The organism is [Lactobacillus] timonensis (assembly GCF_900240275.1).
Lineage (GTDB): Bacteria > Bacillota > Bacilli > Lactobacillales > Lactobacillaceae > Limosilactobacillus > Limosilactobacillus timonensis.
Genome location: NZ_LT964761.1, coordinates 705,177 through 725,639 on the forward strand (window position 1 = coordinate 705,177; position 20,463 = coordinate 725,639).

Sequence of the window (20,463 nt, forward strand, 5' to 3'; positions counted from 1 at the left end):
CTAAATTAATCCAACCCCATCATCTTGCGGGTAAATTGGTAGTCACCAACGTACGGGATGTCGTGCCCCTTGTCGTGCATGAACGTTTCCCGGCCCTTGGCAGCTTCAAAAATGACATCGCCCGGCTTAGCCATTTCGTATGCCTGCTTGATGGCGCTAACCCGGTCCACATTAATATGAACTTCGAGATCTGGATTAGTAATATTGTCCTTAATGTCGTTATCAATCTTGTGAGGGTCTTCGAAGAAGTTATCTTCACTCGTTAGAATAGCCACATCAGCGTACTTTGACAAAACCTTCCCAATGTCAGCTCGTCGTGATTCGGCCTTGCCCCCGGCAGAACCAGTAACCACGATCAGCCGCCCTTCTGGGTGTGATGCCTTCAGGTAGTTGAAGGCCTTGGTAAAGCTCAAGTAGTCGTGCGCATAGTCAACGCAGGCTTCGATCCCTTCAGCATCAGTCAGCATTTCCATCCGGCCCGGAACAGTCGTTTCAGCAATCCCTTGCTTTATCTTTTCCAAGTCGTCACTAATTTGGGCAACAATTGACATTGCCGCCGTCGCGTTACTGTCGTTGAAGTCTCCCGGAATCTTCGTCTGGAAGTCGCCACTGATCTGTGGCAGCCCATCATCATGGGTAGCAACGCTAAATTGCCCGCCCTTACCAGAAGTGAAGCGGTAATCGGCGTCAGTTTGGTCACTGCCAAAGGTAACCAGCGGCCGCTGATAGTGACGAGCCTTCTTCGCGATAACGTCGTAGTAATCAGTGCTGCGGTTGATGAAGAAACGCTCGCTGTTAACAACTAACTGGCTCTTGCAGTAGAGGTAGTCATCAAATGTTGGGTGTTCAACCGGGCTGATGTGGTCCGGCGAAATGTTAAGGAAGGCGCCATACTGGTACTTAATCCCCATGACCCGGGACATCTTGTAGGCCTGACTAGAAACTTCCATTACCAGATACTTGAGGTGGTTATCGGCCGCGTCGCGCAACATCCGGAACAAATCTAATGCTTCCGGCGTTGTCAGGTGGGAATCGAAAAAGGTTTTCCCATCGATACAGCTATCAATGGATGAAAGGCGGCCAACCTTTCCCGGGAACAGCTCGTTGAGCATGTGCCAAATAAAGTAAGTGGTAGTCGTCTTCCCCTTAGTCCCGGTAATCCCAATCATTGTCAGGTCCTTGTCGGGTTCGCCGTAGAAAGATCGTGCAATGACCGCCATCGCCTTGTGCATATCAGTGACGATAATCTGCGGGATATGCTGGTGGCTTTCAGCTAAGTCGTCAGTCATGACTAACTCCGAGATCAACGCCACTGCTCCAGCATCAATCGCGGCATCAGCATACTGGGGCTTAAAGTGGTTTCCCTTGCACATGAAGAGCGTCCCTGGTTTGATCTGTCGTGAATCGTAGGAGAGGTGCTCGACCTTTACCTGCTCCTGTTCATTAGTCAGCTCATAGTCCCAGTGATCATCACTCACCGTTTCCTTGTAGAGGCCCTGCTTTTGCAACTGCATTACAACTTTTTCTAACGTCATCATAGATAACGACCCCTTTTCTTTTCCAACAACAAACTACCAGCAAACAAAATAACTAATCGTTAACTTCAGCGGCCCTTTCGACCTCGTCGGCACGGTTACTCTTCCCTTCCTGTGGGTCAAAGTTATCAATGAAGTATAACTTGTACCAAACAAGGAAAGTATAAATCGTCCAGATCTTCCGCCGCCCGTCAACTTTACCGTTATAGTTATCGTCGAGTAACTGAAGAATCTTTTCCTGGTTGAAAAATTCCTTCACGAAGTCTTCAGCAAACAGCTGACGCACTTCTTGGTAGAACTTCTTCTCCCGTAACCAGGCCCGTACCGGCGTTGGGAAGCCCATCTTCGGCCGGGTTGCCCATTCTTCTGGCAAGTGGCGGTTAGCGGCCATCCGAAAGGCCCACTTAGTGCCATGGCGGTTGAAGAGGTACTTAGTCGGTGTATGCCCAGCAACCCTCATGACTTCCTTATCCAGCAATGGCACCCGCAGTTCCAGTGAGTTGGCCATACTCATCTTGTCGGCCTTCAAACAAATGTCGTCAGGCATGAAGAGGTGGAGGTCCAGGTACTGTTTCTTCGCCACTTCGTCAATGTCCTTATCGGCAATCTTGTCGAGAATCGGGTCAACAATATCGTCAATCGTCGGTCCGCAGTTGTACTTATCCTGAAGAACATCTGCCGCTTCATCCGGCGAGAAAATGTAGGCCTGGCCGATAAAGCCAGATTCCTTAACCGGAGCCAGAGCCCGGAACATGTGCAACTGACCATGGAAATGTTTGCCATCCAGCCACTTGGCAATCTTATAACGCTTCTCCTGTGGCAGTTCGCGCAGATTATCAGTAAACCAGCGAATCATCTTGGAGTTGGAATTAAAGCCGTAGTCGATGTAGCCAGCAAATAACTCGTCGGCCCCTTCGCCGGAAAGCATCGCCTTGTAACCATGTTCCTTGGCCAAGCGGGTCAAGAAGTACAGCGGGATTACCGACGGATTAGAATCCGGCTCGTCCAAGAAGTACTGGATCAGCGGGAAAGTATGGAAGGCTTCCTCGTTGGTTAACTTGGCATCGGTATTCTTTAAGTGCAGCTTAGCGGCTAATTCACGGGCCTGCTTCGTTTCGTCGTAGGTGCTGTCAAAACCGATGGAGAAGGTGTTATCCGGCCGCATCATGGCAGTGACATAACTAGAGTCAACACCGGCTGACAGGAAGGAACCAACCTTGATTCCCTCGTCAGCAAAGGAGTGGGCGTGAACTGAATCAGTCACCACGTCCTCAATGTTATCGACGGCCTTATCAAAACTCTCGTCATCGGGGTCAAAGTCAGCATCCCAGTATTCTTGGATGTCTAACTTGCCATCCCGGTAGTGGAAACAATGCCCAACCGGCAACTTGTAGACGCCCTTAAAGAAGGTTTCGTCGGTAGCTGAATACTGGAAAGTCATGTAAGGCTTCAATGCTTCCTTATTCAGCTCCTTGTCGAAGTGCGGGTGGTCTAAGAAGGCCTTTATTTCTGACCCAACAAAGAAGGTTCCGTTCATCTGCGCGTAGTACAGCGGCTTAATACCGAAGTGGTCGCGCGCACCAAACATTTCCTTCTTTTTCATGTCCCAGATGACGAAGGCAAACATTCCCCGCAACCGCTTCAGAATTCCGTCACCCCACTGTTCATAACCATGCAGGATAACTTCCGTATCGGCATGAGTTGTAAACTGGTGACCGTCCTTGATTAGTTCCTCGCGCAATTCCTTAAAGTTGTAAATTTCACCGTTAAATTCAATCGCCATTGACCGGTTTTCGTTAAAAATCGGCTGGTTACCGGACTTCACGTCGATAAAGCTTAACCGGCGAAATCCTAGGGCGACGTCTTCATCCACGTACTGACCTTCGGAATCGGGACCGCGGTGAATGATCCGGTCCTTCATCTTTTTAATCAGGTCCTCTTTGATTTGTGGCTTCTCGTTATCCACAAACGCGACAATTCCACACATACTTTTGCTCCTATCTCTTTTAACGTTGAACGAAATACTTCTGGTAGTTCTTATTGATAATCCAAAAGGCGTAGTGCATCAGCAGTCGTTGTTTCAAGGTGTCCCGCTTATCAAAGGCGGTCGTCCCCCACTGTCCTGCTTCAAGCAACTTCTTTGCCCGTTCCTTGTACTTATTTTCCTTAGCGTACTTGTAGAAAACCTTTTTTGGACCATTCATCCAGAGCATGTGCCCATCTGCATAGTCAGTATCATCCTTAGCCTTGTGGTAAATGACGTCATCAGCAACGTATTTCGCAAGGTTGTAACCGTTAAGCGTGCAGTAGTACGAACTCCGCCCCTGCCGGAGATTGATTTCAAAGACCTTGTATTGGCCATCGCGGTGGTCGTACTTCAGGTCAAAGTCAGCAAACCCGACGTAGTTAATCTCTTCGAGAAACTTGATAATTGTGTCGTAAATCTGCTGATCAAACTCTGGCAAGATTACCATGTAGTTACCAACGGCAACTGGTGACGGGTCTTCCAGCAACGGGTGGCCCAAACAAATCATCCGCACGTGGTGATTTGAATCAACGTAGGCGTTGACGACCCGCATGTTGGAATCATCCCCAGGAATAAAGTCCTGGGCAATAAAGTCACTCTGGTAACCAGCCTGGTAGATTTCTTTCAGTAGCTTATCAAGCTGCTCCCGGCGGTCAAGAACAAACGCCTTTTTTCGTCCAGGAAAGTCGATTCCCAGCCACTCAATGCTATTTGATGGCTTGAGCGCAATTGGAAAGTCAAACGGCAGTTTAATCTGTTCGACTCCCGCTTCAACGGCCTTTTTGGTAATAATCTTAGTCTTCGGGTAAGGCAGGCCATACTTGTCGGCCATCTGGTAAAAGGTTTCTTTAGTGCCTAACGCGTGGAATAAATCATGGTCAACGTATGGGCAGGCAAAGTGTTCCTTTAGTTCATCCAGGTGCTCCGAAATCAGTTCCGTGTAGCCATCACCACAGGAAAGCAGCAGGTACTTTTTCTGTGGATCCAACTTGCTAGCTAATTGCCGCATTGTCTCGATAAAGACAGGGTCCTTGTCAAATCCCGGGACAATTCGAACGTCAGCAAAACGTGTGTAACGGGTCGGCGCCATCGGCACGATACCATAAGCGATACTCTTCACGCCGTAAGCATCATAAAAGGAACGCGCCATCCCGTAGCAGTTAAAGTCGGTCCCCAGCAGGATCGGTTGAAAATCAGCTGTCATTTTCAATTATCTTCCTTTATTTATTTCGATTAATCTAAATCTGAAACTTCATCATAGCTTATCTATTACCGAAATTCAACGCTAGACCATGATCGTATCGATTCCTTAAATTAATGACTACCGCAGGGAGTCCCAAGCTGCCAAAATCTCAGGTTGCTGGTCAAGGAGCGCCCTGGTTTGGTCATCCAGGTACTTCTTATTAATGACTGCTTCGTAGGTGTATTGTTCAAACCAATCCTGGGTCATCACAAAGTAACCCTTATCACCGTTTTTATCGCCCCACGAGTTTTCAATCTTCCACCGGTTTGGTTGACCGTCGACCAGGTTGACCCCCGTCAGCGTCATCGCGTGGGACACTTCACCCTGCCGGGATTCCAGCCGGTCGGCCTTGCTCATTGATAAGTCAACCCCCAGCAGGTCACTATCCAAGAAGAGCTGGGCATCCATTAATCCCCGCTTGCGGTCCATCTGTTGGAGAACGTCATTACCAACCCAGACCGTCTCGTTATCCTTCAGCTGCTTAATCGCTAATTCTTGCAGCTTGCTAAATGAAACGTTGACAAACTGCAAAGGAATTCCACCAACTACGCTATCCTGAGCAGGCATCGCGTACAACTTTCTTTCCTGGTGGTCAGGCGCATTAGTAATGACGACGTAGTCATGAAGGTCCATGTCAAAGTAACGGTGGTAAAAATCAAGGGGTGTGAGATCAGCATCACGGTGGTACTGGTGGTCATCATCACGGTACTCCAAGTCGAATTTAACCGGTGGCTTCCCAAAGGCCATCACGCAGATCCGGTAAACGTCACTCATCATCTCCTGACGCTTTGCGGCGATTTCCGTTGCAGAAGCGTGCTGGTCGTTAATCAGCCGCCGTAAAACGAGGAAGTCCTTATGCATCAGCCGGCGAAAGACGTCCGCGACGTCGTCCGTATTCTTCGTATTGAAGGTGTCGGGCATCAAATACTCTGGAACAACCCCGTACTTCTCAATAATCCCGGCAGCGTTGCCCCACTGACCACCGTCAGTCAGTGCAAAATCCACCAGGAAATCAACTGTCCGGTCATGCAGCGGCTGTCCAGCAGTCTCGACCACCTGTTGTAAAAAAAGGTTGGCTCGTTCCATCCGGTCCCAGAAAAACAGGTAGTTTTGCGATAATTCAAAATCTTTCAGCTTGTACTTGAGAGCAAAACGGTGGCGCAGGGTATTGAGCGTGGCAAAAGACCAGCAGCGGCCGCTGCGCCGTTGGTTGGTTACCTTTCCCGTCTTGACCTCAACGTTAAATACCCGGTGGTCTCGCTGGCTGACGGCTGGATTCTCACTCGTTGCTTTAATTCCGTTTTTCATCACTGCTCGTGAAATAACTGCCGAGCTCTGCTGGCTAGCGAAATTCTGTTGATAATTAGCGATCATCTTGGCGCTGAGTTGTTCTTTATTGTTCATTCCAAATTCCTCCTTATTTCCTCTATCAAATTAAAGAAAAGAGGTTGGTTCTTCCCAACCCCTTAACTCTTATTGATAAAAGTGTTTCCACTGGTTATCGACGTTGTTCTTTGCCGGTTGCTGATGGTTCCAAAAACCAGCCTTTACCACCCCGTCGACCTTCTTTCGCGGCACAAAGCCCCAGTAGCGACTGTCGTTGGAAACACTGCGGTGGTCTCCTAGGACGAAGTATTCACCAGCTGGCACCTTTGTTGCTCCCTTGTTCTTCAACCAGTTGTTCTGCTTAGAGATACTAGCTAAAGTCCAGTTCCCGGTTCCGACACCCCGCTGTTCGGCATTAATATACTGCTGGTTAACTAGCTTGCCGTTGACGTACAGCTTGCCGTTCTTAGATTCGACCGTGTCTCCCGGGAGGCCAATAACCCGCTTAACGTAGTCCGTCTTCGTCACTGCTTGGGGGTCAACACCCTGTGCATCAAAGACGATCACACTTCCGTGACGAATTTTGGCTGTTTTAATGCAGGCAACCCGTTCATTATTTTGCAGGTTAGGCTGCATTGATGGCCCGTCAACTCGAACCAGCTGGAAAACAAACTGCTTGATTAATAGTGCAAGCAGGAGGCCGATTGCGACCGGCACCAGCCAGCTCAGAATACTCCGCAATGTTTTCATGACAACATCTCTCCAATTAGTGAGTTTGTAATTATCATACCACTATCACGGCAAGGCAAGCACGCATTTCGCTAACTGGTTTATTACCGGTCCGCCAGTTTGACAATCAGGTCATCCATCAGTTTATCCATTTCGTCTTCTTCAGTTGCATCCATCAACGCAACTTTTGTTCTGGCTGAATGTGAAATGCCCTTCAAGTAGTATGGTGCTAGCCCCCGAAATTCGCGAACACCGACGTATTCGCCCTTCAACTCAATCAAGGCGTGCAGGTGGTCCTTGGCCAGCGTGATTTTTTGTTCTGGCGTCGCTTCCGGCAGTAGTTCGCCGCTTTCCAAGTAGTGAACCGTCCGCTTCAGCATCCACGGATTGCCAAGGACTGCCCGGCCGATCATCACGGCATCAGCACCTACTTCGTCAAGCATTCGTTTTGCATCCTGCGGTGTTTTAACATCCCCGTTACCCATAAAAGGAATCGTGAGGGCATCAGCGACTTCTTTCAGAACGTCCCAGTCAGCATGACCGGAGTACATCTGCTTACGCGTCCGGCCGTGCATTGCCAGCGCAGCGGCACCACCGCGTTCAGCCGCCCGTGCATTTTCAACTGCATAAACGTGGTCGCTATCCCAGCCGATCCGCATCTTTACCGTTACGGGTTTTTCTACGGCCGCCGTCACTGCTGAAACCATCTCAAAAACCTTCTCCGGATCCAGCAACCATTTCGCACCAGCATCAGTGTTAACCACCTTGTTGACCGGACAGCCCATGTTAATGTCGATCACATCAGCTTGTGTGTGCTGGTCAACATATTCTGCCGCCTGTACCAGGGTATCCTTGTCGCCACCAAAAATTTGAATCCCCATCGGGTGCTCGGTTGGATCAACTTTCATCATTTTCATCGTGCGTTTGTTGTGATACATGATCCCATGGTCGGAAATCATTTCACACACTACGTAGCCTGCACCAAAGTGCTTGCAGATAACCCGAAAAGCAGAGTTGGTAACCCCCGCCATTGGTGCTACTACCACCTGGTTTGGTATCGTTACGTTGCCAATTTGCCATTCCATCGTTGCTTCCCCCATTACTTCGTTTGCTTTGCGTGTGCTGCGTACCCGCTTTGCAGATAAACACTAAGAATTGCTAGGTCGGCCGGGTTAACCCCACTAATCCGTGAGGCCTGGGCCATCGTCTCCGGACGAATTTTTTCCAGTTTTTGCCGGCCCTCGGTTGCCAGGCCGTCAATATCATTATAATCGATGTCAGCAGGGATCTTCTTAGCTTCCATCTTCTTTAATTTGGCAATCCGTGCTTCTTCTTTTTTGATATATCCAGCGTACTTCAGTTGAATTTCCACCTGCTCAATTTCCTCACGGCTGAGTTGCTGGTCAGCAGCAGGGATAAAGTTTAAAAGCGTCTGGTAGTCGACATATGGCCGCTTAAGGAAAGTAGATGCCAGCACCGCGTCTTTTAACTGGTTGTCACCGTGTTCCTCAATAAAGCGATCCACTGCCTCATTCGGCTTAATGCGGACGTGCTGCAAGCGGTCAATTTCATTATCAATTCGGGCCTTTTTTTCCTGTAACTTAGCGTAACGTTCATCACTAATTAGCCCCAGTTCATGACCCTTCGCCGTTAATCGCAGGTCAGCGTTATCATGACGCAAAATCAACCGGTATTCTGCCCGACTAGTCAGTAGCCGGTACGGTTCCTTGGTCCCCTTCGTTACCAGGTCATCAATCATCACACCGATGTAAGCATCCGACCGTTGTAAGACAAATGGTGATTTGCCCAGTGCCCGGCGTCCGGCATTAATTCCGGCAATCAGTCCCTGCCCAGCTGCTTCCTCGTAGCCAGAAGTTCCGTTCGTTTGACCAGCCGTGTAGAGGTTTTTCACCAACTTCGTTTCGAGGGTATTCTTCAACTGGTATGGCGCCACAACATCATACTCAATCGCGTAGCCCGGCCGCATCAATTCGGCGTGTTCCAGTCCTTTTACGGAGTGAACCATCTGCTGCTGAATTTCTTCAGGCATTGAGGTCGACAGTCCATCGACGTACCATTCATCAGTCGTCCGTCCTTCTGGTTCCAGGAAGATTTGGTGGTGGTCCTTATCAGCAAAGCGAACGATCTTATCCTCGATTGACGGACAATACCGTGGCCCGACCCCCTTAATTACCCCAGAAAACATCGGAGCCCGCTTGAGGTTCTTCCGGATAATCCCATGGGTGGTCAGATTAGTGTAGGTCAGCCAGCACGATATCTGGTCACTAACCGCCAGGTAGTCACTATCCGGGGTAGTAAAACTAAAGTGGTGGGGAGTTTCATCCCCTGGTTGTTCTTCCGTCTCGTCATAATTGATGGTATTGCCGTTGATCCGTGGCGGTGTCCCCGTTTTGAAACGTTCGAGGTCAAACCCGAGGTTTTCAAGGCACTCAGACAGTTTAACGGCCGCCTTCGAATTATTTGGACCTGATTCGTAAGTCAGCTCACCAATAATGATCTTACCGCGAGCAGCCGTCCCGACCGTTAATACGACGGCCTTGGCGTGGTAGCAAGCACCCGTGTTAGTAACTACCCCCTGGCAAACGCCGTTTTCGACCAGGAGACTATCAACTGTGGCCTGCCGGAGCGTCAGGTGTGGCGTTTCTTCAATCGTCTGCTTCATCGTCATGTGATAAGCATGCTTATCCGCCTGGGCACGCAGGGCTCGAACCGCTGGTCCTTTCCCCGTATTAAGCATCCGCATCTGAACATAAGTTTTGTCGATATTCTTACCCATCTGACCACCCAGGGCGTCAATTTCACGCACAACGGTTCCCTTTGCCGGTCCACCTACTGACGGGTTGCAGGGCATAAAGGCAACCATTTCAAGACTAATCGTTACCAACAGGGTCTCATTGCCCATGCGTGCGGCAGCCAATGCGGCTTCACATCCGGCATGGCCAGCGCCGACAACTACCACGTCATACTTTCCGGCATCATACTTAATTCCTGGTGTTTGCTTCATCATTTTATCTCCGTTCTATTTTCCGAGGCAGAATTGGCTAAAGAGCTGGTCCAATAACTCGTCCTGGTAACTGTCGCCGGTAATCTCACCGAGCAAGTCCCAGCACCGTTTAAGATCAATCTGAACGAGGTCAACCGGCATCCCATTAGCAATCCCGGTCAAAACGTCGTCCAGCGCTTTTTTGGCCTGTTTCAGCAGGGCTGTCTGCCGGGCATTGGTAACCATCACTGTCTGCTGGCTATTGTTCAGCCCTTCCTTAAAGAAGCGGTGCTTAATCGTTTCGGCCAACGTCGTAATTCCCTCGTTTTGGGTCACTGAAAGGGGGATCACCCGGTCGTCTCCTAATAGTGAACTCAGCTGCTCAGCTGTCGTCTTGGCTGGCAGATCAACTTTGTTGAGGAGGACAATCCGCGGGTGGTTAGCAGTTAAGTCAATCAGCCGCCGGTCCTCTGCAGTCAGCGAGGTGGATCCATCGATCAGTAAGAGTACGAGGTCGGCGCTCTTTAAGGCTTGCCGGCTTCTTTCCACCCCGATTTTTTCAACAGTATCATCCGTCTGCCGAATTCCGGCAGTGTCAATCAACTTCAACGGTACTCCCGCGACGTTAACGTATTCTTCAATGACATCCCGGGTCGTCCCGGCAACGTTGGTCACAATTGCCTTATCTTCGTGAAGCAGCGCATTAAGCAGGCTCGACTTACCGACGTTTGGCCGACCGATAATCGCCGTTGCTAAACCTTCCCGCAGGATCTTTCCCTGGGTGGCAGTGGATAGTAAATCCACCAGCTTTTGGCGCAGCGATGTGGCGTGTTCCTTCATCAGTTTAGTCGTCATCACTTCGGCGTCATCGTACTCCGGATAATCAATATTGACTTCCACCTTGGCAAGGACGTTTAAAATTTCTTGTCGCAGTTGCTTAATTAACCGTGAAAGACTTCCACCAAGCTGGTTGAGCGCTACCCGTCGTGAATCGTTAGTTTTGGCACTAATCAAGTCCATCACGGCTTCCGACTGGGAAAGGTCTATTCGTCCGTTAAGGAAGGCCCGCTTGGTAAACTCCCCGGGTTCAGCTAACCGTGCCCCGTTACTTAAAACCAGCTCCAGAATCTGGTTGGTTACCAGCAGTCCCCCATGGCAATTAATCTCGACAACGTCCTCACAAGTATAGGTCTTTGGTGCCCGCATCACTGACACCATCACCTCATCGATTTGTTCACCACTTTCGGGATCCACCACATGTCCGTAATTAATGGTGTTCGTCGCTACCTTGCCTAGGTCTTTTCCCCGGTATAATTTTTGGGCCACCGCAATTGCCGACGTTCCACTGATTCGGATGATAGAGATCCCCCCTTCACCAACCGGTGTCGAAATCGCCGCAATTGTTTCCTCATTCGACGTAATCATGACTAAGCCTCCTCTTTTCGCCCAAGAAAAAAAGCGCATCGTCCATCCCTGGCAGATATCTGCCAAAATGGTCAAAGCACTTTCACTACTCTAACTAGCTCGTTTTATTAATTTCAGCCATTATTGTACGAACCACCGTGCTGATTGTCAACTGCTAGCCCCCGCTATTCGGCAGGCGCCACGACAACACTCCGAAACGGTTCGCGACCGTGTGAATAGGTCTTTACCTGTTTATTCTTTTCCAACAGCTGGTGAAGTTGCTTCCGTTCGCGCGCTGGCATGGGATCCAAGAAGACGGCCTGCCCCGTCGCAATCACTTCTGTCACACAGTCAGCTGCCAGCCGTTCAAGCGTCTGTGACCGTCGCTGCCGGTAGTTATTAATATCTAACGTCAGGTGAGGATCATGAACCCCGTGATAATCTAGAAAAGCTGACGCCAACTCTTCCAGGGCGTTGATTCGCTTACCGTGATATCCAATGACCTTCGCAGGAGTATCACTCTTCAACACAATCGACAGTTGATGGGCACGGATAGTTGTCGGTGTCGCCGTTGCCTTCACTCCCAGAGCCGACAAACTGTCAACTAGGTAAGTGCAGCAATTACCAGCAGCTTTCTTCATCCTCGCAATATTTTTTTGGTGATTGGCGGCTGCCTGTCGGCGGACCTCTTCGGCCGGATCAATTGTCTTTTTTGACGAATACTTAGTTGGCTTTTGCTGTTGTGACTTTTGAGCTTTTTTTGGTTGTTGTTTGGACCGCCGTGGCTGCTTGCCGGCAGCATTTCGCTTAACTGGCTGGTTAACGACCACCTCAATAATGGCATCCCGCCGACCAATGCCCAAAAAGCCGTGCCGCGGTTCTTGTTTAACAGTAACTTTCATCATTTCCCGGGAAATATGAAGCTTGTTCTCCGCTGCCAAAATGGCTTCTGCAGTCGTTTTACCCTTAAATGTTTGCAAATAATCATCCCCCTAGCAAAAAGGACCCGTTAATTAACGAGTCCTCTCCCATCATTATTAATGACGGTGCTTACGAAGTGCCTTCCGCTTAGCACGGCGAATTTTCCGCTTCCGTTCTTGTTCAGCTGCTGCTTTTTCTTTCCGTTCACGGTTAATCTTGAACGGGTTTTGGATCAGCAAAGTTTGAATAACCTGGAAAGCATTAGTTACTACCCAGTAAAGGGTAATAGCTGCTGAGAACTTGAGGGCCATAAAGAAGATCATGATGGGCATTCCCCAAGTCATCGCCGTCGTCATTCCATTTTTCTCTGGCATCGAGGCCATTGCTAACCAGGAACTAGCCAGGGTGAAAAGAGCGGCAAGAATAGGCAGAACATAGTAAGGGTCCGGGTGTCCTAACTGTAACCAGAGGAATGTCCCACTCCGTAGTTCATTTGTCCGCCAGATAGCCTGGTACAATGCCCACATAACTGGCAGTTGAACCAGTAATGGCAGCATCGTCGCCCATGGGTTCACCCCGGCTTCCTTGTACAACTTCCGCTGCTCTTCCTGCATCTTCATTAAGGAATCGCGGTCGCGAGAAGAATACTTTTGCTGTAGCGCCTTTAATTGCGGCTGAATTTCCTGCGTCTTCACCGTTTGCTTAGTCTGATACCACATCAGTGGCAACAGAATAATCCGGATAATGATGGTGAAGATGATAATCCCCATTCCGTAGCCACCGAAGTTCTTCGACAGCCAAATAATGAAACGAGAACAGTTATAAACGATATCGTGATCCCAAAAACCAGTACTGTGACTGGTAATTGGGGCATTAGAACAGGCAGTCAGTAAAAATGTTAAGCCAACAATGCTTAACAGGCTTAACCACCGCTTTAGTCGTTTCCGAGATTTTTTCAAAACAGTTCCTCTCTTAGTCCTTTTCGATTAGCTTGGCCAGCTTGAGTGCATGAACCAAGTTCTTTTTAGTTTCAGCCATCGACAGACCATCGGCTGATGGCCGGGCGATTACTAAGAAATCAACATCCGGCCGTAATTCCGGCTTTACTTCCAAAAGTGTCTGCCGAATTCGGCGCTTAACCCAGTTTCGGTGAACCGCATTACCAATTTTCTTACCGACCGAGATGCCGACCCGAAAATGGTGTTGTCCGGGCTTTTCCATCTGGTAAATAATAAACTTGTGGTTTGCTACCGAATTATGAGTTTCAAACACACGTTGAAAATCTTGTTCCTTTTTAACGCGATATGATTTCCGCATTTGACCCTGCCTCACCAACTTGTCCTGAGAACGTCAAAGGGGCTCGGCAAACGCTGGCTACAACTGAATTGCAGCAAAGTTGCTTGCCAAGCCCCTTTGGTTATTTAAACACCACTTATTGCGGTTGCTTTATTAAACAGATAAAACTTTGCGGCCCTTTTGACGGCGGCGTGCCAGCACCTTGCGGCCGTTGCTGGTACTCATCCGCTTACGGAACCCGTGTACACGAGCGCGGTGACGCTTTTTTGGTTGGTATGTGCGCTTTGTTGCCATGACAGTGGCACCTCCTTATTATTTACGGTCTATGATAACCTGGCGCCCGACAAACCAGACGCACTGATATAAACATACTGCGTTATTCTATCACAAAAGCAAAACGGTTTAAACCCATAAATTAAAGCAAAATTTTTTTAGTTATCCACAGTTTTCCACAAATAATCCACAGCGTTGTTTTTTTCACCATTAATTTGCCAAATTATCCACACGGTTTTTCAACGATTGAAGACCTTTCCACAAGCTGTTGATTATTTTTTCAACAGCTGTGGAAAAGTTAGGAGTCACCGTTCACAAACCGCGATATAACAGCTTTAGTTATCCACAGTAAACTGTGCAAAACTCCCCGGATTCTCAAAGTTATCCACAAAGTCACAACCATGTGGATGATTTACACACAGCGTTGTGTAAGCTGGGGGTAATTTTTTTCACAGCCTGTGGAAAACTCCTGGTGGCAATGATAAAATATCGATTGTCTGTGTAATAAGTAATGAGGAGGAAATCATTTTGACTGAGCTCGATTCTCTTTGGGAAGCGATCCAGAATTATCTTCGCAAAAATTATAAGGCCATGACCTATGCGAACTTAATTGCTCCGGCAAAAGCTGTTTCTTTAGAAAACAACGTTTTGACGATTACTCTGCCGAATAAGTATCTCGAAAATTTCTGGCAAACAGAAGTTGATCCAAAGGTAAAAAGCGTACTTTTTCAGCAAACTGCAACACACCTAGAAACCAAGTACGCTTTGCCTGATGAACTTCGCGAAGAACCAGCAACCCCAACTAATCCCACTTATATGGGACAAACACCATTAAACCCTGAATATACCTTTGATAATTTTATCCAGGGACAAAGTAACGTGATGGCTTATGCATCAGCATATGCTGCCTCTGAAGACCCTGGTGGCATCTATAACCCACTACTAATTTACGGGGGTGTTGGTCTGGGAAAGACGCACTTGATGCAGGCCATCGCTAATAATATGTTGGTGCACAACCCCAACGCTAAAATTAAGTATGTTACCAGTGAAAACTTTATTAACGATTACGTTAACTCTATTAAAAACAATAGTCAGGAACAATTCCGTCAAGAGTACCGCAACCTCGATGCGTTGCTCGTCGATGATGTTCAGTTCCTCTCAAAAAAGGAAGGGACCCAGCTGGAGTTTTTTAATACCTTTAACTCCCTTCACGACAACAACAAGCAGATTGTCCTGACTGCCGACCGTAACCCAAACGAAATTCCGGATATGACTGACCGGCTAGTATCACGATTTATGTGGGGAATCCCGGTTGAAATTACTTCACCAAACTTGGAAACGAGGATTGCCATCCTTCGCAGTAAAGCGGAAGAAGAGCAGATTGACGCTCCTAACAAGGTCCTAAATGTTATTGCTTCACACATCAACACCAACGTTCGGGAGCTCGAAGGCGCATTGATGAAGGTGAAAGTTTTATCCCAGATTAAGCACGAGCCAATTTCCTTGGAATTAGCTCAAGAAGCCTTGCAGGGGATGAACACGACAGCTGCTAATACCCTTGATATCGACCTGATTCAGAAAAGGGTAGCTAGTTATTACAAGATCGACCAAAATGACATTATTGGCCGGAAACGAACCAAAAACATTGTTGTGCCACGGCAAATTGCGATGTACCTGTCACGTGAACTAACGGACAACTCGCTTCCGCAAATTGGCAAAGAGTTTGGTGGTAAGGACCATACGACGGTACTACACGCCATTGATAAAATTGAAAAAAAGCTTACCACAGACCCAACGTTGAAAGATGATATCCAACATCTTAAAATGGACCTACAACAGTAGATGTGGAAAACTCAGTCGGTTATCCACCACTTTTCCACAAGTTATCAACATGTGGAAAACCACGGCAGAAGTTACTTTCTTCTGACTTATCCACAGTTTCCACAACGCCTAATACTACTACTATTTTTAATAACTATTATTACTGTATACACCCGCGCACCACAAGGAGTTCTTTTTTATGAAATTTACAATCAATCGTCCAGCATTTATTAGCCAACTTAACAATGTGTTACGTGCAATTTCGTCTAAAACGACTTTGCCTATTTTGACCGGGCTAAAAATGGTGGTTTCAAACGAAGGGATTTTATTAACTGGCAGCAATTCTGACATTACAATTGAATCGTCAATCACTAGCAGTGACGACAAGTATGAATTAACCGTTGATGAGCCGGGGGCAATCGTATTACCAGCTCGTTTCTTTATTGATATCATCAAAAAGCTACCGGACAAAAACGTTACAATCCAAGTTGCTAGTGGATTTGAAGCGCAAATTACTTCTGGTCAAGCGGAATTTAAGATTAACGGGCAAGATGCAAATGCTTATCCAAAACTTCCTGAAATTGATGCCAGTGATGCCGTTACCTTAGCTCCAGAGATGCTAAAAGAAGTAATCAACCAAACGGTCATCGCTGTTTCCAACCAGGAAAGCCGGCCAGTGTTAACCGGGATCCACGTAACGTTGGCGGATGGTTTACTGACGGCGGTGGCAACGGATAGTCACCGGTTAGCCCAACGGAAGGTCACTGTTGATACCTCTGACCAACAGTTCAACGTTGTTATTCCTGGTAAGTCGCTGCAGGAGCTGTCACGGATGGTTGGCGACGGCAAGGATGATGTCAAACTGCAAATTGCTGATAACCTGGCGTTGTTCACTTTTGGTAACACTCGTTTCCTGTCACGCCTTATTGAAGAAAGCTACCCGGAAACTGACCGTTTAATTCCAACAACTAGCGATACGGTGATTGAAGTTAACGCTGCTGACTTTCTGTCATCAATTGAACGGGCTTCGCTGCTGAGTCACGAGAGTCGTAACAACGTGGTTAAGCTGACGATGCAACCAGATGATGACCAGGCAAAAATTAGCGGGAATTCGCCTGATGTTGGTTATGTTGAAGAACAAGTAGGCCACAGTACTCTGACTGGAAACGACTTGGAGATTTCATTTAACCCTGACTACATGAAGGATGCGCTCCGGTCTTTCGGGCAAGCCAAGATTACGATGTCATTTACCTCACCATTGAGGCCGTTTACGCTGGTTCCAGATGGTGACGGTGATAACTTCGTTCAGCTGATTACGCCAGTACGTACTATTTAGTCGTTTATTATGAACTTGTAATTGAGAACCGCGATTTGTTCGTCGCGGTTATTTTTTTGTGCTCAAAAAGTGCTAAACCGTTTTGGCTGGCCAATGAACTATTTTGATGTAATTTTGAAAAAAATGAGTTAACTACCTAATTTTTCACGAGAAAGGCTTTGGTGGCGATTCTGTTTGTTTTTACACCGTTTAAAAGTTATAATAATAAGGTACTAAAATAAGCAGGTGATGAGATGGAAAAGGAAAAAGAGGTCAAAATTCGCGGTGATTATATCACTCTGGGTCAGCTCCTGAAGGAAGAGGGGTTGATCCAAACTGGTGGGGCAGCGAAATACTTTCTGCGGGAAAATGAAGTGCAGGTCAACGGCCAAGTTGATACGCGGCGAGGGAAGAAACTTCGTGCCGGCGATGAGGTAATTGTTCCGAACCACGGAAAGCTGTTAATCAAATAGGTGGCGTGTTTGCAAGATGATTCTCGAAGAGCTTAAATTACATCATTTTCGCAATTATGATGACTTAATGGTCAAGTTTCATCCGGGAATCAACGTGCTGATTGGCGAAAATGCCCAGGGAAAGACCAACCTCTTGGAGGCAATTTACGTATTGGCATTAACCAAAAGCCACCGGACAGCTAATGACCGGGAGTTAATCACTTGGAAACAGCATGACGCAACCGTTGCCGGACGAATTCGAAAACAACTCGGTAGCTTACCATTGGCGGTGCAATTCAGTTCACATGGTAAACGGGTGAGAATGAACCACCTGGTACAACCCCGGATGTCATCTTACATTGGTGCACTTAACGTCGTGTTATTCGCTCCCGAAGACCTGCAGCTGGTGAAGGGGGCCCCGGTGATCCGCCGCCAATTTATGGATACTGAGTTTTCCCAAATGAGCAACCAGTATCTTTTCGCGTTGGGAAAGTATAATCAAGTTCTCAAGCAACGTAATCAATACCTTAAACAACTTAAGTACCATCAGGAATCTGACCGGGTTCTGTTAGATGTTCTTTCAGAAGGATTGGCAAAGAGCGGTGGCCAGGTGGTCGCACTCCGTTACCAGTTACTTCACCAGCTAGAGGGATGGGCGCAGGAGCTTCACGAGCATATTTCAACGCGGAAGGAAAAGCTGACGTTTCGTTACGTTAGTCAGGTGAAGACGGCTGATGATAAAACAGTCCCTGACTACCAACAGGAACTATTGGCCAGTTACCAGCAGCGGGCAGACCACGAAATCGAACTGGGTACTACCCTGACGGGGCCGCACCGTGATGATGTAGCTTTTTTAGTTAACGGGCAAAATGTTCAGAGTTTTGGCTCGCAAGGTCAGCAGCGAACAACAGCGCTAGCGGTTAAGTTAGCAGAAATCGAATTGATGAAGCAGCAGACGAATGAATACCCATTGCTGTTGCTTGACGACGTCCTGTCGGAATTGGATAACGACCGGCAGACGCATTTACTAACAGCTATCCAGGATAAAGTCCAGACGTTTTTGACCACTACCAGTCTGAGTGGGGTTGCTAGGCAGTTAATTAACCAGCCGGCAATCTACCACATTCAACAGGGTCAAGTTAGCGAGGAGGAAGCGCAGTGAGCGATCAAGAAAAAGCAGAAAAAATCAAGGAAGAAAAGGCAAGCGAATATGATGCCAGTCAGATCCAGGTCCTCAAAGGATTGGAAGCTGTTCGGAAGCGGCCAGGGATGTATATCGGCAGCACAACCGCCCAGGGACTCCATCACCTCGTTTGGGAAATCGTGGATAACGGGATTGACGAAGCCTTAGCTGGTTTTTGTGATGAGATCAATGTCGTTGTCGAAAAAGACAACAGTATTACCGTGACGGATAACGGCCGGGGGATCCCGGTTGACACCCAAAAGGAAACGGGCAAATCGGCACTGGAAACGGTCTTTACCGTCTTACACGCTGGTGGTAAATTTGGTCACAATTCCTACAAGGTTTCTGGTGGTCTTCACGGGGTGGGGGCTTCAGTTGTTAACGCCCTCTCCGAAGAACTAGACGTCTACGTTACCCGGCAGGGCAAGGAATATTACATGGACTTTACCCGTGGCCACGTTAAGACACCAATGAAAGTTGTCGGTGAAAACAAGCCGGAGACAGAGCACGGAACGAGGGTCCACTTCAAGCCTGATCCGGAGATGTTTCGGGACACAACGACTTACAATATTAAGACGCTGACTGAACGGATCCGTGAACTGGCTTTCTTGAACAAAGGTCTGAAGATCACGATTGAAGATAAACGTCCTGAAGAACCAAAAAAAGAGGAATTTCACTACGAAGGTGGGATTCGTCACTATGTTGACTACCTGGACAAGGATCGTGAAGTCCTCTTTGATCCGCCGATTTACGTTGAAGGAAAGTACAAGGGGATTACTGTGGAAGTATCTCTGCAGTACACCAATGACTACCATAACGAACTGCTGACGTTTACGAACAACATCCATACTTACGAAGGTGGGAGCCACGAAACAGGTTTTAAGTCGGCACTTACCCGCGTGATTAATGACTACGGCCATCAGAGCAAACAACTGCGGGAAAATGAATCACTCTCCGGGGATGACGTCCGCGAAGGGATGACGGCAGTGGTTTCCATTAAGCACCCGAACCCGCAATTTGAAGGACAAACAAAAACGAAGCTGAGCAATTCTGATGCGCGGACGGCGACTGACCATATCTTTGCCGAAACGTTTAACCGCTTCCTGATGGAAAACCCGGATACTGCTCACAAGATCATTCAAAAGGGTATGCTGGCCTCTAAAGCGCGTGACGCGGCTAAGCGGGCCCGTGAAGTTACCCGGAAAAAGAGTGGGTTGGAAATTTCTAACCTTCCTGGCAAGCTAGCAGATAACACCAGCAACGACCCGAATATTTCGGAATTGTTTATCGTCGAAGGGGATTCCGCTGGTGGTTCTGCTAAGCAAGGACGTTCACGTTTGACCCAGGCAATCCTGCCAATTCGGGGAAAGATCCTTAACGTCGAAAAAGCTGGTTTAAACCGGGTCTTGGCCAACGATGAAATTCGCTCGTTGTTTACGGCGCTGGGGACTGGATTCGGTGATGACTTTGACATTACCAAGGCTAACTATCACAAGCTGATTATCATGACCGATGCCGATGTTGACGGGGCCCACATTCGAATCCTGCTATTGACCCTCTTCTACCGTTACATGCGGCCGATGCTGGAGCACGGCTACGTTTACATTGCTCAGCCACCGCTGTACCAAGTACGTCAGGGTAAATTTATTAAATATATCCAGTCTGATGAAGAATTAGACAAGGTTGTCAACTCTCTGCAGCCATCACCGAAGCCGGTTATTCAACGGTATAAGGGGCTTGGTGAAATGGACGCAGAACAGTTGTGGGAGACGACAATGAATCCGGACAACCGGCGTTTGCTGCGGGTTAAGCTGGATGATGCGGCTGCGGCTGATAAGATTTTCCCGATGCTGATGGGAAACAAGGTTGCACCGCGGCGTGAATTTATTGAAAAAAATGCCAAGTTCGTTGAAAACTTGGACTTGTAAGAGCGGG

17 protein-coding genes are annotated in these 20,463 nt (G+C 48.0%); 5 read left to right on the forward strand and 12 right to left on the reverse strand.

The features are described 5' to 3' along the window. Nucleotides 1-5: 5 nt before the first annotated feature. The 12 genes from murE to rpmH all read right to left on the reverse strand — a co-directional run bounded on the left by murE (nt 6) and on the right by rpmH (nt 13,778). A complete protein-coding gene (gene murE, locus C1710_RS03390; RefSeq protein ID WP_102280048.1) occupies nt 6-1,538 on the reverse strand; it encodes a UDP-N-acetylmuramyl-tripeptide synthetase in 1,533 nt (510 codons plus the stop codon). A gap of 52 nt (nt 1,539-1,590) precedes the next feature. Further along, nucleotides 1,591-3,522, reverse strand: a complete 1,932-nt coding sequence (asnB, locus tag C1710_RS03395; RefSeq protein ID WP_102280050.1) for an asparagine synthase (glutamine-hydrolyzing) — start codon at nt 3,520-3,522, stop codon at nt 1,591-1,593. 19 nt (nt 3,523-3,541) lie between these two features. Then, the gene (locus tag C1710_RS03400; protein WP_102280052.1) at nt 3,542-4,765 is read right to left on the reverse strand and encodes a carboxylate--amine ligase; all 1,224 of its coding nucleotides are present in this window, start codon (nt 4,763-4,765) and stop codon (nt 3,542-3,544) included. Between the two features lie 117 nt (nt 4,766-4,882). After that, nucleotides 4,883-6,208, reverse strand: a complete 1,326-nt coding sequence (locus C1710_RS03405; RefSeq protein WP_102280054.1) for a C1 family peptidase — start codon at nt 6,206-6,208, stop codon at nt 4,883-4,885. Between the two features lie 69 nt (nt 6,209-6,277). Further along, complete coding sequence (lepB, locus tag C1710_RS03410) at nt 6,278-6,880, reverse strand: signal peptidase I (RefSeq protein WP_102280057.1); 603 nt, start codon at nt 6,878-6,880, stop codon at nt 6,278-6,280. 83 nt (nt 6,881-6,963) lie between these two features. Then, nucleotides 6,964-7,944 carry a tRNA dihydrouridine synthase DusB gene (gene dusB, locus C1710_RS03415; protein WP_102281732.1) on the reverse strand — a complete coding sequence of 327 codons (981 nt, stop codon included), beginning with the start codon at nt 7,942-7,944 and terminating at the stop codon, nt 6,964-6,966. 14 nt (nt 7,945-7,958) lie between these two features. After that, nucleotides 7,959-9,884 carry a tRNA uridine-5-carboxymethylaminomethyl(34) synthesis enzyme MnmG gene (mnmG, locus tag C1710_RS03420; RefSeq protein ID WP_102280059.1) on the reverse strand — a complete coding sequence of 642 codons (1,926 nt, stop codon included), beginning with the start codon at nt 9,882-9,884 and terminating at the stop codon, nt 7,959-7,961. A 15-nt stretch (nt 9,885-9,899) separates the two neighbouring features. After that, the gene (mnmE, locus tag C1710_RS03425) at nt 9,900-11,288 is read right to left on the reverse strand and encodes a tRNA uridine-5-carboxymethylaminomethyl(34) synthesis GTPase MnmE (RefSeq protein ID WP_102280061.1); all 1,389 of its coding nucleotides are present in this window, start codon (nt 11,286-11,288) and stop codon (nt 9,900-9,902) included. 164 nt (nt 11,289-11,452) lie between these two features. Further along, nucleotides 11,453-12,247 carry an RNA-binding cell elongation regulator Jag/EloR gene (gene jag, locus C1710_RS03430; RefSeq protein ID WP_102280064.1) on the reverse strand — a complete coding sequence of 265 codons (795 nt, stop codon included), beginning with the start codon at nt 12,245-12,247 and terminating at the stop codon, nt 11,453-11,455. A gap of 57 nt (nt 12,248-12,304) precedes the next feature. Then, a complete protein-coding gene (yidC, locus tag C1710_RS03435; RefSeq protein WP_102280066.1) occupies nt 12,305-13,147 on the reverse strand; it encodes a membrane protein insertase YidC in 843 nt (280 codons plus the stop codon). A gap of 13 nt (nt 13,148-13,160) precedes the next feature. Next, on the reverse strand, nt 13,161-13,505 hold the full coding sequence (gene rnpA / locus C1710_RS03440; protein WP_102280068.1) for a ribonuclease P protein component: 345 nt from the start codon (nt 13,503-13,505) through the stop codon (nt 13,161-13,163). A gap of 132 nt (nt 13,506-13,637) precedes the next feature. Beyond that, a complete protein-coding gene (rpmH, locus tag C1710_RS03445; RefSeq protein ID WP_102280070.1) occupies nt 13,638-13,778 on the reverse strand; it encodes a 50S ribosomal protein L34 in 141 nt (46 codons plus the stop codon). Between the two features lie 507 nt (nt 13,779-14,285). Between rpmH and dnaA the strand changes: the two genes are divergently transcribed. The 5 genes from dnaA (at nt 14,286) to gyrB (ending at nt 20,456) form a co-directional block, all read left to right on the forward strand. Next, a complete protein-coding gene (gene dnaA, locus C1710_RS03450) occupies nt 14,286-15,599 on the forward strand; it encodes a chromosomal replication initiator protein DnaA (RefSeq protein ID WP_102280073.1) in 1,314 nt (437 codons plus the stop codon). A 178-nt stretch (nt 15,600-15,777) separates the two neighbouring features. Further along, a complete protein-coding gene (gene dnaN / locus C1710_RS03455) occupies nt 15,778-16,914 on the forward strand; it encodes a DNA polymerase III subunit beta (RefSeq protein ID WP_102280075.1) in 1,137 nt (378 codons plus the stop codon). Nucleotides 16,915-17,147: 233 nt separating this feature from the next. Next, complete coding sequence (yaaA, locus tag C1710_RS03460; protein WP_102280077.1) at nt 17,148-17,366, forward strand: S4 domain-containing protein YaaA; 219 nt, start codon at nt 17,148-17,150, stop codon at nt 17,364-17,366. Between the two features lie 16 nt (nt 17,367-17,382). Further along, on the forward strand, nt 17,383-18,507 hold the full coding sequence (recF, locus tag C1710_RS03465) for a DNA replication/repair protein RecF (protein ID WP_102280080.1): 1,125 nt from the start codon (nt 17,383-17,385) through the stop codon (nt 18,505-18,507). Beyond that, the gene (gene gyrB, locus C1710_RS03470; RefSeq protein ID WP_102280082.1) at nt 18,504-20,456 is read left to right on the forward strand and encodes a DNA topoisomerase (ATP-hydrolyzing) subunit B; all 1,953 of its coding nucleotides are present in this window, start codon (nt 18,504-18,506) and stop codon (nt 20,454-20,456) included. The genes recF and gyrB overlap by 4 nt, the downstream gene beginning before the upstream one ends. Nucleotides 20,457-20,463 lie beyond the last annotated feature (7 nt).

Bases quoted from the DNA above. Each gene is read 5' to 3' on its own strand.
- rnpA (WP_102280068.1), bottom strand. From the start codon at position 13,505: ATGCGGAAATCATATCGCGTTAAAAAGGAACAAGATTTTCAACGTGTG.
- mnmG (WP_102280059.1), bottom strand. From the start codon at position 9,884: ATGAAGCAAACACCAGGAATTAAGTATGATGCCGGAAAGTATGACGTG.
- rpmH (WP_102280070.1), bottom strand. From the start codon at position 13,778: ATGGCAACAAAGCGCACATACCAACCAAAAAAGCGTCACCGCGCTCGT.
- recF (WP_102280080.1), top strand. From the start codon at position 17,383: ATGATTCTCGAAGAGCTTAAATTACATCATTTTCGCAATTATGATGAC.
- dusB (WP_102281732.1), bottom strand. From the start codon at position 7,944: ATGGAATGGCAAATTGGCAACGTAACGATACCAAACCAGGTGGTAGTA.
- lepB (WP_102280057.1), bottom strand. From the start codon at position 6,880: ATGAAAACATTGCGGAGTATTCTGAGCTGGCTGGTGCCGGTCGCAATC.
- asnB (WP_102280050.1), bottom strand. From the start codon at position 3,522: ATGTGTGGAATTGTCGCGTTTGTGGATAACGAGAAGCCACAAATCAAA.
- mnmE (WP_102280061.1), bottom strand. From the start codon at position 11,288: ATGATTACGTCGAATGAGGAAACAATTGCGGCGATTTCGACACCGGTT.
- yaaA (WP_102280077.1), top strand. From the start codon at position 17,148: ATGGAAAAGGAAAAAGAGGTCAAAATTCGCGGTGATTATATCACTCTG.
- murE (WP_102280048.1), bottom strand. From the start codon at position 1,538: ATGATGACGTTAGAAAAAGTTGTAATGCAGTTGCAAAAGCAGGGCCTC.
- C1710_RS03400 (WP_102280052.1), bottom strand. From the start codon at position 4,765: ATGACAGCTGATTTTCAACCGATCCTGCTGGGGACCGACTTTAACTGC.
- dnaN (WP_102280075.1), top strand. From the start codon at position 15,778: ATGAAATTTACAATCAATCGTCCAGCATTTATTAGCCAACTTAACAAT.
- C1710_RS03405 (WP_102280054.1), bottom strand. From the start codon at position 6,208: ATGAACAATAAAGAACAACTCAGCGCCAAGATGATCGCTAATTATCAA.